This is a genomic window from Desulfomonile tiedjei (assembly GCA_016212925.1).
In the GTDB taxonomy this organism is placed as follows: domain Bacteria; phylum Desulfobacterota; class Desulfomonilia; order Desulfomonilales; family Desulfomonilaceae; genus JACRDF01.
This window is the reverse complement of record JACRDF010000010.1, coordinates 238,365-252,367: the sequence shown is the minus strand read 5'-3', so window position 1 is coordinate 252,367 and position 14,003 is coordinate 238,365. Positions and strand designations below refer to the sequence as shown.

Sequence of the window (14,003 nt, the reverse complement as noted above, 5' to 3'; positions counted from 1 at the left end):
CAATGGAACGACCTCTAACCAAGAACATCCGCGATGGCATGGAGCCCCTTCATATCAAGGATTACGAGAAAGCGGGCGGCTATCAGGCGGTCCATAAGGCCCTGAAAACAATGGCGCCGAAAGAGATCGTAGACCTGGTATCGGCAGCCAACCTGCGTGGTCGGGGTGGAGCGGGCTTTCCCACAGGTCAGAAATGGGCCACCGTGCCGACGGATGACGATGGGCCCCGGCCGAAGTATCTTGTGGTCGATGCCGATGAAATGGAGCCGGGAGCTTTCAAGGATCGGATACTTATGGAAGGGGACCCGCATCAGCTTATTGAGGGTTTGGTTCTGGGCGCGTACGCGATCCAAGCCGATCTGGCAATCATATTCTTACGGCACGAGTACACCAAGGTTGCTAAAACGCTCACCTGGGCTATTGCCGAGGCTTATGAACAGGGATATTTGGGGAGCAACATTGCCGGATCAGGGTTCAGCCTGCAACTCCATCTGCATATAAGCGCGGGACGCTACATATGCGGCGAGGGCACGGCCATGCTCAATTCGATGCAGGGCGGCCGCGCGGTCCCCAGACATAGACTGCCGCATCCCACCATAGCCGGCCTGTGGGGCAAGCCAACCAACATTAACAATGCCGAAACCCTGTGCAACGTGCCACACATAGTGAACAACGGAGCGGACTGGTTCAAAGGGTTGAGCCGATGTAAGGACGGCGGAACAAAGATTTACGGCGTAAGCGGGAAGGTAAAGAGGCCTGGAGCGTGGGAACTGCCTATGGGCACACCCATCCGTGAGATCCTGGAAGAGCATGCCGGCGGCATGCGAGAAGGGGTGAATTTTCGCGCGGTGATTCCCGGTGGCGCTTCAACGGAGTTTCTGGCGGAAGAGCATCTCGACGTCCCCATGGATTACGATTCTGTGCCCAAAGTCGGCAGTCGCATGGGTACTGGGACAATGATCGTCCTCGATGACCAAACCTGCCCGGTAGGAATGGTCCACAATCTGGAGCACTTTTTTGCAAGGGAATCCTGCGGCTGGTGTACCCCTTGCCGCGAAGGCCTGCCTTGGGCCGAGAGAATACTCAAGGACATTGAGGAGGGCCGTGGGCAGCCTGAACACCTGCGGAGACTGGAAAAGCTGGGAAAAGATTTGTGGTTGGGCCGAACTTTTTGCCCATTGGCTCCCGGCGCTGTGGAGCCGTTACGCAGCGCGCTTGTTCTCTTCAGAGAGGACTTTGAACGGCACATCCGTGAGAAGCGATGTCCGTGGAGATGACGGATGGCAACAATTTATATTGATGATGTGCCTTACGAGGTAGAGTCCGGACAGAGTCTGCTGAGCGCGTGCCTCGCCCTTGGATTCAATATTCCGTACTTTTGCTGGCATCCGGCCCTGCATTCGGTGGGTGCGTGCCGCCAGTGCGCGGTCAAGCAATTCAGGAATGAGAAAGACACCCGTGGCTTCATAACAATGTCGTGCATGACCGAAGCGGCGAACGGCACTCGTATCTCAATAGACGACCTGGAGGCAAAGGAATTCCGTAAGAGTGTGATTGAATTGCTCATGATGAATCATCCCCATGATTGTCCTGTTTGCGATGAAGGTGGCGAATGCCATCTACAGGACATGACGGTCATGACAGGGCACAACTATCGGGACTACAGCTTCCCTAAGCGCACATACCAAAATCAGGATCTGGGACCATTCATTAACCACGAGATGAACCGTTGCATCCAGTGTTACCGCTGCGTGAGATTTTACAAAGACTACGCAGGCGGCAAGGATTTCAGTGTGTTCGGCGTTCACAGTCGTATCTATTTCGGGCGCTTCGCAGACGGCACGCTAGAGAGCGAGTTCAGCGGCAATCTGGTGGAAGTATGCCCTACAGGAGTCTTTACCGATAAGACGCTGAGACGGCATTACACCCGCAAATGGGATTTGCAGACCGCGCCGTCAATCTGCGTCCACTGTGGTGTGGGCTGCAACACCATTCCCGGCGAACGTTACGGAGAGCTGCGCAGAATTCATAACCGGTACAATGGACAGGTCAACAGGTATTTCCTGTGTGATCGCGGCAGATATGGGTACGAATTTGTAAACAGCGACCAGAGGCTCCGACAACCCATGTTCCGAGCAAGTCGGCGCCAGCCGATTGAGCCGACCGGGAAAGAAGACGCACTGCAATACCTCGCGTCCATGTGGCCCGGCAGCGGTGGAGTGATCGGCATTGGATCGCCGCGAGCGTCGCTTGAGGCGAATTTTGTCCTTCGCTCATTGGTGGGGTCCGAAGGGTTTTATCTCGGAATACCGGGAAAGGAGTACGCTCTTCTTAAGCTGGCGCTGGAAATTCTCAGCTCAGGGCCGGCCCGATCAGCGTCGCTTCACGACGCGGAACTCGCGGATGCGGTGTTGGTGCTGGGTGAGGATATCAGCAATGTTGCACCCATGATGGCCCTGGCGCTTCGACAATCCGTGAGACAGAAGCCTATGGAAATCTGCGATAAGATCGGTCTCAATCGGTGGGCAGACGCGGCTGTCCGGGAAACGGTCCGGGATCGAAAAGGCCCCCTGTTCATTTCCACGACAGCGGGGACAAGACTCGACGATGTGGCCACCAGAACGTTTCATGGGGCCCCCGATGATATCGCGCGACTCGGCTTTGCAGTGGCGCGAGAACTTTCCGACGACGCGCCCGAGGTGACGGATCTCCCTGATGAGGTCCGTTCCCTGGCGCGCGAGATCGCGGAGGCGCTGCAAGAGGCTAAACGACCCCTCGTGGTGTCCGGGACAAGTTGCGGCAGTGAATCGGTTCTCCAGGCCGCTGCCAACGTGGCCTGGGCTCTTTGCAAAGACAATCGCTCGGCTGATTTATCCTTTGTCGTCCCGGAGGCAAACAGCCTCGGTCTGGCAATGATAGGCGGCCGGAGCCTGGATGCTGCGTTCGGGGACATCGCCGACAAAAAAGCCGAAATGGCGATCATCCTTGAAAATGACCTTTACAGGAGAGCAGGATCGGAAGAACTCGGGAATTTTTTTGAAGGCGTCAAGACGATTGTCGCGATCGACCACCTTCAGAATCGCACAGCGGCCAAGGCGGACTTTATCCTACCGGCGGCCGCATTCGCCGAAGCCGGCGGCACGCTGATCAACAATGAAGGCCGCGGGCAGCGCTTCTTTCCCGTCATGTCGCCGCATGAAAACGTACAGGACAGTTGGCGCTGGTTACGAGACATAATGCGGTCGGTGAACAGGTCTGAAGCTGAAGAGTGGCAAAGTATCGACGATATTGTCGCGGCTATGGCCAAAGCTGTGCCCGCGTTCAAGGCCGTTCCCGAGATTGCTCCACCAGCGGGTTTCCGAATCGAGGGAATGAAGGTCCCGAGACAGCCCCATCGGTACAGCGGCCGCACAGCGATGCTGGCAAACCTAACGGTCCATGAGCCCAAGCCCCCGGATGACTCGGATTCACCCCTATCGTTTTCGATGGAAGGCTACGAAGGGCGGCCACCAGCCCCTCTCATCCCTCGTTTCTGGAGCCCAGGCTGGAATTCGGCCCAGGCTGTCAACAAATTCCAGGAAGAAATCGCCGGGCCGCTCCGAGGCGGTGACCCTGGTCACAGGTTGATCGAGCCACCGCGAGACGGAACAGTCCAGTATTTTCGGGAACCGCCCGAGGCCTTTTGTCCCCGAGTCGGCGAATGGCTGATAGTCCCGGCTTATCATATTTTCGGATCAGAGGAGCTGAGCGTCTTATCGCCCGGCATTGCGGAACGGTCCCCGCAGCCCTACATAGGGCTCAGCCCAGCGGACGCTCAAGGGCTCCAGCTGACAGACGGCCTCACAGTGAGACTCACAATAGCTGAGATTCAGTTGATTCTGCCCGTGAGATTGGTATCGACCCTCCCCAGCGGGGTCGCGGCCTTGCCTGTGGGCTTGCCTGGTGTTGAAGCAGTTGATTTGCCCGGCTGGGGGATGGTGTCGGTGGAGAGGAATGGATAGAATATGGACAAGGCTTATTAGACCTCTTCACAAACGCGGTGAGGTATCCGGTCGTGTGGAACTGGTGCGCTTCGCAGAGGCATCACCTGTAGGGGCGGGCCCCTGCGCCCGCCCTGGGCAGGCACAGGGGCCTGCCCCTACGAGACCGAATCAGGCCTCAGCACCGACGCTCCCAGTTTCCGTGGCCCGATATTGGAGAAATCAAAGATTTTGTCTCCTTCAGAATTCCCCGACAAAGACGGGCATTCAAAGAGTGGATTTGGCCTATCGGGGTGAACAATGATGAAAATAGAGTTGATCCTTTACGCGTCACTTGCATGCCACATGCCCACGGAGCGATCCGGGAATTCCTGCATAATGGAGATCGAGGAAGGAAGCACGGTGGGGGATGTGCTGGCAACTCTGACCATTCCCAAAGATGCCCCCAGGATCATGTTCCTGAACGGACGCCACACCAAGGACGATCAATCCCTCAAGGATGGAGACAGGCTGGCGGTCTTCCCGCCCATTGCAGGCGGCTAAGAGTTGCCGTAGGGGGAAACTCTCCTGCGTTATGAACTGTTTATTTAGATCGACCAGTCCTGTAAGGGCACGGCATGCCGTGCCCCTACCAGACGTTGCCTCGCAAAGTGCTGACGTCCTTGTTCCCTGGCTCCGACTGGGAACCAGAGGGAACGTCTTGATCGGAGTTCGGTGTCACTAAATTTTAATGTCGATCGGGGAATTGCCCCAATTGAGCGCCCTCCCGCAGCGTAGTTTCGGAGGGGCGCCGATGAGAACAATGCCGACAAAAGTGATTGTTGTTTTTGTCTCGGTGCTACTGCTTTCGGCACTACCTTTCGCAAACCCGTTCGCACGAAGTGAAGTTTTCGACGAAGCTGAAGTCGCCTCGGCCATAAAGCCGCTCGTGAAAGAGGGTCTGTACGTAGGAATCGCCATCGGGCTGATTACTCGCGAGGGTCAAGCGGTGTACGGCTTCGGATCGGTCAGGCGAGGCGAGAACCTGACCCCCGACCGCGACACGGTCTTTGCCTTGGCTTCAATTTCCAAGGTTTTTACCGGGACCTTGCTCGCAGACACGGTGTTGCACGGTAAGGTGAAGCTCGACGATCCAATAGGACCTTTTCTGCCCACTCGCGTCACGACTCACCGCGGCGCTGTTAACAAGATCACCTTCCTCGACCTCGCCACCCACACGTCGGGTCTTCCCAGAATGGCACCGAGAAAGCGACAAACGGTCGGCTTCACGCCCAGAGAGCCAATGACGCTGGAGGAAATGTACGCGTTTTTGTCTACGTTCAGGCTGTCGCATAACAAGAAACCCGAATTCCTCTACTCCAACCTGGCGATCGCCCTGTTGGGGCAGACTCTGGCGCTGGTCAACCACGAGTCGTTTGACGCCATGCTTCAGCAACGCATTTGTGGACCGTTGAAAATGAACAGCACCCGTGCCTGGCCGAACGAAAACATGCGTCGGTACTTGGCTCAAGGGTACAACAAAATCATGGAACCGGTTACGCCAAGAAAACTGCTCGTGGGGAAGAGTTCAGGCGGGCTCTATTCGACGGCCGGTGACATGCTGAAATTTTTAGCGGCCAATCTCGGAATGGTCGATGCCCCGATAGTCCCGGCCATGAAGTTCGCCCAGGCGCCGCGGCGTCTGGTCAATGAGCAAAAGAATGCTTACATGGGTCTCGCGTGGCATGTCCGCCAAGTTCGGGGAACGGATATTGTATCCAAAAACGGCGGCATACCCGGATTTCAGAGTTATGTAGCATTCAGCCCCCAGGAACAGGTCGGAGTTGTGGCCCTGGCGAACAGTGGTCCCAAAGGCAGGAAGCTGGACGCTGCAGCGAGAACGCTCCTCCTAAGGATGATTGAGAAAAGTCGCGCCGAGAAAGGAACTCTATTGCACGAGAACCGGTAGACAGGGCAGCGTCGCTCTTTAACGGCCTACGTTCCTTGACAGCCGGGGTACCGCGTCAGATAGTAGCGTCCGGGCCGCCCAGAATGGTTAATCGCCGTCCAGGCCGCACGATTCCACCCGGTGTATGAATATGGAGACGACCTCATTGAGTATGCCATTCATAATTGCACAAGGAAAAACTGATCATGATTGACGCTTCTCCGAGTACCCAACTCGATGAACTGAAGAACCTTTTCTTTCCTTACGTGTTGATCGGACCGTTGTTGTCGGCTTTTTTCGCGCAGCAAATAGACAACGTCTTCGTTGCATGCCTTTTGTTCGTGCTGCTTGTGGGGTCCGCGTTTTTCTGGTTTAAGAAACGGATTGACCTCCTGGAGAAGTCGATCTTGGAGCAAGAGAAGAGGCTTGCCGAACTGACCGGAGGGTCGAAGGAAGAGCCATACGGTGATGGGGCCGATTATCAATAAAACTAGGCACGGCTCTTGAACAAACCCCGGAAAAGGGGTATATAAATGGGTTTGGGAGATGAGAATAATAGCCGGTCGATTCAAGGGACTTCGGTTACCGTCTCCTCGAAACAAAGGCGTGCGCCCAACCACGGATCGAGTTCGGGAGGCCCTTTTCAGCGCCTTGGGCACGGCTTTGCAGGGCTCCCACGTGCTGGACCTGTTCGCGGGCACGGGCGCTTTTGGATTCGAGGCCCTCAGCCGTGGAGCAGATGCGGTGGTCCTTGTGGACAAGGATCGGCTGGTAACAAAAGCGCTGTCGGCTACAGCCGACGCTCTCCAAGTTCGAGACCAGGTGGTGATTCTTACCTTGACCGCGTCCCAAGCAATAACAAAGCTGGCCGGTCAGGGGCGGAAATTCGGAATTGTGTTTCTGGACCCTCCGTACGACACTGACTGGATCGAAAAGGTGGTCTCAACTCCCGCCTTGTTAGATCTCTTGGAACCAGAGGCATTACTGGTCCTGGAGAGATCGGCTCTTTATCCGGAGCCGCGAATTCCGGAGGACTTCCATAAAGGTTTTGAAAGAAAATACGGTGATACCATAGTGGAAATCCTCCACCGAGCGTGAGCAACGCAAGGTCATTCCAAACGGACGGAAAACGTGCATGAGTGAAAAAATTGCCGTGTATCCCGGAACATTCGACCCGTTTCACAACGGACACCTGGAGATCATCCGGCGGTCCCTCTGCGCCTTTGACAAGGTCATAGTCGCTTTGGGCCTCAACCCGGAAAAGGAGACCATTTTCACCATCGACGAACGCCTGGATATGATCAAACACAGCATCGACGGCGATCCACGGATAGAGATTGATTCTTTCGAAGGACTGCTCGTACGATACGCGAAGGCCAAGAAGGCCTGCGCCATCGTTCGAGGATTGAGGGCTGTATCCGATTTCGAATACGAGTTTCAGTTGGCACTTATGAACCGCAAACTCAACCGTGACATTGAAACCTTCTTCCTCATGACGGCCCATCGTTACCTTTATGTGAGTTCGAGGATAATCAAGGCCACGGTTCATGCGGGTGGATTGCCACAAGGTCTGGTGCCAGATTATGTGCTCGAGGTCTTGAGAAAGAGGTTCCCCAATATCCGCAACCACTGAGGATGGCTAGGAATGGCTTCAAAACCTGCGAGTTTCTTGAAGAGTTTCCGGGGAGGCCCTTTTTGCAAAAAGGGCCTCCCCGGACCCCTCCCCAAAAACTCCCATTATTTTGCACCATTGCCGGCCACGGCGACAATGGTGTGGTGCGGGCAACTCCTATGTTTCTTTCACTCTAATAAGTCTTGAAGCCGCTTTAAGTGTCATGTCTATCAAACAGCTTCACACCTTCTGGCGATCTGACTCGCTAAGGAAGAGGCCATCATTGTGCATGTTGTTTGTGGGACTCCGCACCGGTGCGCAGGAGAAAACATGAAGAAAACTCTTTCCGAAAGAGCGCGTCAATTGCAGCCCTCGGCTACGCTGGCCATTACGGCAAAGGCCAACGAACTCAAGGCTCAAGGCGTGGACGTAGTTGGCTTTGGCGCGGGTGAACCGGATTTTCCGACCCCACCGCATATTCGGGAGGCCGCGAAAAGGTCTCTGGATCGGGGCGAGACGTTTTATACTCCGGTACCAGGCACAATGGATCTCAGGAAGGCCGTAGTTCACAGGCTGGCCGAGGATTATGGGCTTGGCTACAAGCCGGGAGAAATCGTTGTCTCCTGCGGGGCCAAACACAGTCTCTATAACATCTTTCAGGCCATAGTCGGCCCCGGAGACGAGGTGTTGATCCTGGCTCCGTACTGGGTTTCATATCCTGAAATGGTCTCCTTGTCGGGCGGAACTCCGGTAATAGTCCCGACCAGCGAAGGGAATCGGTTCATACCTGATCCCGCGCGTGTGGAATCGCTCATAACATCGGCAACAAAGGCGATTCTTATCAATTCTCCGTCCAACCCCACCGGAGTGCTGTACCCTGAAGAAACCATGAGACAATTGGCCACTCTGGCGGAAAAACACGACCTTTTGGTCATTTCCGACGACATTTACGACAAGCTCCTGTACGACGCCCAAAAATTCGCGCCGTTCGCCTCGTTTCCCGGCATGATAGACAGGACGATTCTGGTAAACGGTGTTTCAAAGACGTATGCGATGACCGGGCTTAGGATAGGCTATCTCGCTTGCAAAAACGCGGAGGTCGTCAAGGCCGCGACCGACATCCAGAGCCAATCAACTTCCAATCCGAACAACACCGCTCAGGCTGCCGCGGTGGAAGCCCTGACCGGGCCTCAGGATGATGTGGAAAGGATGCGAGCTATCTTTGAAAAACGCAGAAACCTGATGGTGGCCAAAATCAATGAGATAGGCTCGCTTTCGGTTGTCAAGCCTGATGGTGCTTTTTACGCATTCGTTAACACCGCGAAGCTCTTCGGGCGTAACAATATGGCGGACTCCGATGACGTGGCCAGGTATCTGCTCGAACGCCATCACGTCGCGTGTGTTCCCGGCGGTTCGTTCGGATCGAAGGATCATATTCGCCTGTCGTTCGCGACCAGTGACGAAGTAATTTTGAAGGGCATGGACAGAATTCGTACTGCCTGCGAAGAGTTGGCATGACCGAACATCAGCCCTTGATTCTGCTCACAAACGACGACGGCATCCACGCCGAAGGCCTGAGACATCTGAGAATGGCCGCCGATGCACTGGGTCAGGTGTGGATTGTTGCCCCCGAATCGGAACAAAGCGCGGTTGGGCACTCTATAACCCTATACGATCCTATAAAGGTTCACGAAATAACCAAGAACGGGGCCTTCTACGGGTACGGCATCGGCGGCACACCAGCGGATTCGGTCAAACTGGCTCTGTACTCACTTCTGCCCCGCACCCCTGACCTGGTTATTTCCGGGATAAACAACGGCGCGAATCTCGGCATCAACGTGCTTTATTCCGGGACCGTATCGGCAGCGACAGAAGCTGCGATTCTTGGCGTTCCGTCCTTGGCTGTTTCAGTGGCCAAGAAGAAGGACCCCCCGTTTCACTGGGTGCTTCCCCACGTAGCGGTCTTGGCTCGATGGGTCTTGAAGAATGGGCTGCCCCCAGGGGTGGCACTGAATGTAAACGTTCCCGCGCTGCCTCCCGAACAGGTTCGCGGTTACAAGCTGACTCGTCAGGGATTGGCTCGGTTCCGAGAAAGGTTCGAACAGCGCGAAGATCCCCGAGGAAACCACTATTATTGGCTGTCAGGCGAACCCACCGCACAAGAAACCGGCGATAGAATAGATGTTACCGCCGTGACCGACGGGTACGTTTCCGTGACGCCCCTCTTTTACGATCTTACAGCTCACTCCCATACGGAAGACTTGGCATGCTCACTGAAGAATCTTTGATCGTTAACGACAAGGACCGGTTGACTGAAATCGAGACCATTATCGGCCATTCCTTCAAGAACCCATCTCATTTGCTCAACGCTCTGACTCGCCGGAGCTTCTGGCATGAAAACAGAGAAACCTGTGTAGAGCATAATGAGCGCCTGGAATTCCTCGGAGACGCTGTCCTGGGTCTCGTAGTGGCGGATATTCTCTACCAGGAGTTCCCCGAAGACGAGGAAGGCGAACTGCAAAAAAAGCGTGCGAGCCTCGTAAATCGAGCGGCCCTTGCGCAATTGATGAGGCAGTTGGACCTGTCCGCATACATCAGAATGGGGCGAGGTGACGAAATATCCGGCTGCAGAAATCGCGATTCCATCCTCGCCGACACCCTCGAAGCGCTTGTGGCCGCGGTCTACCTCGACAGCGGATACGCGGACGTCAAAAAGATGATCGAGAAGCACTTTTATCCCTTGATCGAAAGATGCTCAACCAGGGACGGAATCGAGGACTGCAAAAGCATGCTCCAGGAAAAGGCACAGGCTGAACTGGGCGTTACCCCGACGTACGAGGTGGTGGACCAGTGGGGAGAAGAGCACTGTAAGACCTTCTCTGTCGCGGTCTACCTCGGAGAGCAGGTGGCCGGGCTCGGCACCGGCAGAAACAAAAGAGAAGCCGCGCAAAACGCCGCCCGACACGCGCTGGAAAGCATGGAGGAAAGCGCGGGATAGGGACAAAAGATTTGCGGGGAAGACCTTTTTGTAAAAAGGTCCCTCCCCGCGCCCCTCTCCAAAAACTTCCATATTCTTTTCCGCTGGACAGCTTCCGCTGCTGGCGGAAGCTGTCCAGCGGAAAAGGCATAGAGCCTCCTGGAGCGGTGGATGGCATTTCCGTCATTCCCGCGCAAGCGGGAATCCAGTGGAACAAGCCGCTACTGCATTGACCTTTTCATGAGAAGCCAAACAATCCTCCCACCATCGCCTTCGCTTCAGGCACACGGCCTGGCTTGGCCCCGTCTCATCCGCGGCACCCTGATACAGCGCTACAAACGCTTCATGGCTGATGTCAAACTGCGAAACGGCCGCGTAGTGACGGCACATTGCCCCAATTCGGGAAGCATGAAAGGATGCTCTGAACCGGGAAGAACTGTCTGGATCTCGCGAAGCGACAATCCGAACCGGCGGCTACGGTACACGTGGGAGATGATAGAAATGCCCTCTTCGCTGGTGGGGGTAAATACTTCCGTGCCTAACAAGCTGGTTGCGCATTCCATCATCACCGGTCAAATCCCCGAGTTATCCGGATACGAAAAACTGTACCGCGAGGTCAAATGCGGCTTGAATTCACGCCTCGACCTGATGCTCGAAAAAGCATCCGGGCAAAGATGCTTCATCGAAGTGAAGAACTGCACGCTGGTTACGGATGAAGTGGCTTATTTCCCCGACGCGGTCACAGCCCGAGGCCTCAAGCATCTCGTCGAACTCCAGCAACAGGTGAGAGAGGGCAACCGAGCCGTCATATTCTTCCTGATTCAGCGCATGGACGCCAAGGCCTTCAGCCCCGCGGACCACATCGATCCTGCATATGGAAAAGAGCTCCGAACCGCGGTGCGAAATGGTGTGGAGATATTGGCCTATGATGTTAGCATGGACCTCGATGGGATCGCCCTTAACCGATCTCTTCCCCGTTCACTGGAGGAAGAATGAAAAAGGAACTGTTCGACGAACTAGTGGAAAGTGTCCGCGAAGGCATGGCTATACGCCGTGGCCACACGGAGCCCTCCCGAGTCTTTGTCGTTGAAAAGAAAACTGACGTAAAAGCCGTTCGATCCAAGTTGGGGGTCTCTCAGAACGAGTTCGCCGAACTGCTCGGGATAAGCCGAAGGACCCTTGAAAATTGGGAACAAGGCCGCAGGACACCAAAAGGCCCCGCTAAAGTCCTACTAAAGGTAGCTGAGGCTCATCCGGAGGCAGTGTGGGAAGTGGTGAAGAAGCAAAGGCACGAAGGTCAAGCTCCTCAGCAATAGTGAACCCATGCCGAGCGTTGCGAATTCCACTCAGCCTTAGGCTGTTACGACATCGCCCGGACGCGGAATTGAATCTGGTGTCACCGGAATCCGTTGTCTGGAAGGAAACCTGCAAGTGGTGTTATCTGGAAGCCGGATAAACATAGGTTGGGCGTAGCAACCAAGCACCGTCTGCAGAAAGGAAGATGATCATGGGCTTTGTCAATGTGTACGAAGATCCCCAACGTGCGAAAGCCTATGCCGAGCTGGAGTTTCCTGGGACGTACTATTTGGCGTACCGAGATCTACCGGAAATCATCATGGAACACGTTTCAGGAAGAAAGGCCATGGATTTCGGGTGCGGCACGGGGCGCTCAACGAGGTTTCTGGGGAAATTAGGATTTGAAACGATTGGTGTAGATATAGCTGAGGACATGCTAAAAAAGGCGCGCGAGCTGGATGATCAAGGGAAGTACTGTCTCGTTGCGGACGGTGACTTGAGCCAATTCCAAGACAAGGCCTGCGATCTGATTCTGTCTGTATTCACGTTTGACAACATTCCCACCATGGACCAAAAGGTGAAATGCTGCAAAGAAATGGGGAGATTATTGACGACGAAGGGGCGAATAGTGAACCTTGTCTCTTCACCGCAGATTTATACCCATGAGTGGGCGTCTTTTACAACTAAGGACTTCCCACAGAACCTCTATGCACAAAGTGGGGACAAAGTCAAAATTGTGATGACTGACGTTGGGGATCAACGGCCGGTGGAAGATATCTTGTGGAAAGACGAAGCGTACCAAGAAGTGTACCAGATGGCGGGACTAGAAGCGGTGAAGACGTTCCAACCCTTAGCGAAAGAGAATGAGCCATATGAATGGGTGAATGAAACAAGCATAGCGCCATGGGTCATCTATGTCTTGCAGAAGGCACAGTGAGCAAATGGGCAGTTCCCATCCCGAATCGGCTCCGGCCATCGCATAGCACTCGCCGCCCCTCTCTTCTTCCAAAATCCTGATGGCATCATGTTCGCCGAGCGGAGTGCCTCGGCGAACTCCAAAGGCAAGTTCTCGTCAATCTTGAATTGCTTGCAACCCTGCCTACTGGAAACGAGATGACTCGTTCAGGGGCCGCGGCGTTGGCAATCCTACCTCAGGATATGTCCTTTTCTTGGTAAGAAGGGAAGGAAAATGGCCAGCCGTCACGGTTGAAACACTATACGATCCGGCAGCTACCACATCTTCTCGTCTGAATGCGGCCTAGCCAACCAAACGGGTTGACTCCAGCCGCCAATATTCACATAAAATAACAGGAGGGGGAGATCTTTGTATGCAATGTGGATTTGGTATCACCAGATCATTAGTGTCAGCCGTCAATTGGGCATAAATCCTTAATGCATTAGGAACATTTACTACAAAGAAAGAGAGGACTACATGGGGAATGAATTTAGCAGACGTGAAGTGATTGCAGGCGCGGGAGTGGCTGCCACAATCGGAGTTATTTCCAGCCTGATCGGTTCGCCCGCGCTGGCTGCAACCGGAAAGGAGGCATCCCAAGTCTTTGCCCACAAATTGCCGCCGCTGCCCTACCCTCCGGAGGCCCTGGAACCCGTGATCGACAAAGAGACCGTAACCATCCACCACGACAAACATTTCGCGGCCTATGTTGACGGGCTCAACGCGACCATCGATAAACTGGCCAAGGCGAGAGAAACTGGCAATTTCGAAGCTATCAAGGCATTGAGCCGTGACCTTGCGTTTAATGGTTCCGGGGTGGTCCTGCACTGGCTTTACTTCGACACCATCGGTCCCAAAGCCGGGGGAACTCCCACAGGCAAGCTTGCCGAGATGATTAACAGGGATTTCGGTTCGTTCGACACCTTCTGGAAACAATTTGCCGCCGCGTCCAAAGCGGTGGAAGCATCAGGCTGGGGAATCCTCGCCTGGGAGCCCTTCAGCCAACGACTCATAATCATGCAGTCGGAAAAACACCAGGACCTCACGAGCTGGGGCGCTATGCCGCTCATGGTGTGCGATGTCTGGGAACACGCTTATTACCTGAAATACCAGAACCGACGGCCTGAATACGTCGATAACTTCGCAAAAATCATCAACTGGAAAAAAGTCGAAGACCGCTTCAACAAATTCTGCGCCCCCAAGTAGCCGGAGGCGAGGAAATGCGGGGAGAACCTTTTTGTAAAAAGGTTCCTCCC

Annotated in this window: 14 protein-coding genes; all 14 read left to right on the top strand. The window is 54.8% G+C overall.

What is annotated here, in order from left to right:
• Positions 1-2 precede the first annotated feature (2 nt).
• The 14 genes from nuoF to HY913_05195 all read left to right on the top strand — a co-directional run bounded on the left by nuoF (position 3) and on the right by HY913_05195 (position 13,953).
• Positions 3-1,277, top strand: coding sequence for an NADH-quinone oxidoreductase subunit NuoF (nuoF, locus tag HY913_05260; GenBank protein ID MBI4962667.1), 1,275 nt, complete (start codon positions 3-5; stop codon positions 1,275-1,277).
• Positions 1,278-1,280: 3 nt separating this feature from the next.
• Complete coding sequence (gene nuoG / locus HY913_05255; protein MBI4962666.1) at positions 1,281-4,001, top strand: NADH-quinone oxidoreductase subunit NuoG; 2,721 nt, start codon at positions 1,281-1,283, stop codon at positions 3,999-4,001.
• A 279-nt stretch (positions 4,002-4,280) separates the two neighbouring features.
• Positions 4,281-4,523, top strand: a complete 243-nt coding sequence (locus HY913_05250) for a MoaD/ThiS family protein (protein ID MBI4962665.1) — start codon at positions 4,281-4,283, stop codon at positions 4,521-4,523.
• 250 nt (positions 4,524-4,773) lie between these two features.
• Complete coding sequence (locus HY913_05245; GenBank protein ID MBI4962664.1) at positions 4,774-5,928, top strand: serine hydrolase; 1,155 nt, start codon at positions 4,774-4,776, stop codon at positions 5,926-5,928.
• Between the two features lie 185 nt (positions 5,929-6,113).
• Positions 6,114-6,395: a hypothetical protein gene (locus HY913_05240; protein ID MBI4962663.1), complete on the top strand. Its 282-nt coding sequence runs from the start codon at positions 6,114-6,116 to the stop codon at positions 6,393-6,395.
• A gap of 58 nt (positions 6,396-6,453) precedes the next feature.
• Positions 6,454-7,005, top strand: a complete 552-nt coding sequence (rsmD, locus tag HY913_05235) for a 16S rRNA (guanine(966)-N(2))-methyltransferase RsmD (GenBank protein MBI4962662.1) — start codon at positions 6,454-6,456, stop codon at positions 7,003-7,005.
• 37 nt (positions 7,006-7,042) lie between these two features.
• The gene (gene coaD / locus HY913_05230) at positions 7,043-7,540 is read left to right on the top strand and encodes a pantetheine-phosphate adenylyltransferase (protein ID MBI4962661.1); all 498 of its coding nucleotides are present in this window, start codon (positions 7,043-7,045) and stop codon (positions 7,538-7,540) included.
• A gap of 309 nt (positions 7,541-7,849) precedes the next feature.
• A complete protein-coding gene (locus HY913_05225; protein MBI4962660.1) occupies positions 7,850-9,037 on the top strand; it encodes a pyridoxal phosphate-dependent aminotransferase in 1,188 nt (395 codons plus the stop codon).
• Positions 9,034-9,807 carry a 5'/3'-nucleotidase SurE gene (gene surE / locus HY913_05220; GenBank protein ID MBI4962659.1) on the top strand — a complete coding sequence of 258 codons (774 nt, stop codon included), beginning with the start codon at positions 9,034-9,036 and terminating at the stop codon, positions 9,805-9,807. Before HY913_05225 ends, surE begins: the two co-directional genes overlap by 4 nt.
• Positions 9,786-10,517 carry a ribonuclease III gene (rnc, locus tag HY913_05215; GenBank protein MBI4962658.1) on the top strand — a complete coding sequence of 244 codons (732 nt, stop codon included), beginning with the start codon at positions 9,786-9,788 and terminating at the stop codon, positions 10,515-10,517. Before surE ends, rnc begins: the two co-directional genes overlap by 22 nt.
• Positions 10,518-10,736: 219 nt before the next feature.
• The gene (gene sfsA, locus HY913_05210; protein ID MBI4962657.1) at positions 10,737-11,492 is read left to right on the top strand and encodes a DNA/RNA nuclease SfsA; all 756 of its coding nucleotides are present in this window, start codon (positions 10,737-10,739) and stop codon (positions 11,490-11,492) included.
• Entirely contained in the window at positions 11,489-11,812 is a 324-nt protein-coding gene (locus tag HY913_05205; protein MBI4962656.1) for a helix-turn-helix domain-containing protein, read from the top strand. Before sfsA ends, HY913_05205 begins: the two co-directional genes overlap by 4 nt.
• A gap of 191 nt (positions 11,813-12,003) precedes the next feature.
• The gene (locus HY913_05200) at positions 12,004-12,729 is read left to right on the top strand and encodes a methyltransferase domain-containing protein (GenBank protein MBI4962655.1); all 726 of its coding nucleotides are present in this window, start codon (positions 12,004-12,006) and stop codon (positions 12,727-12,729) included.
• A gap of 495 nt (positions 12,730-13,224) precedes the next feature.
• Positions 13,225-13,953: a superoxide dismutase gene (locus tag HY913_05195; protein ID MBI4962654.1), complete on the top strand. Its 729-nt coding sequence runs from the start codon at positions 13,225-13,227 to the stop codon at positions 13,951-13,953.
• Positions 13,954-14,003: the final 50 nt, after the last annotated feature.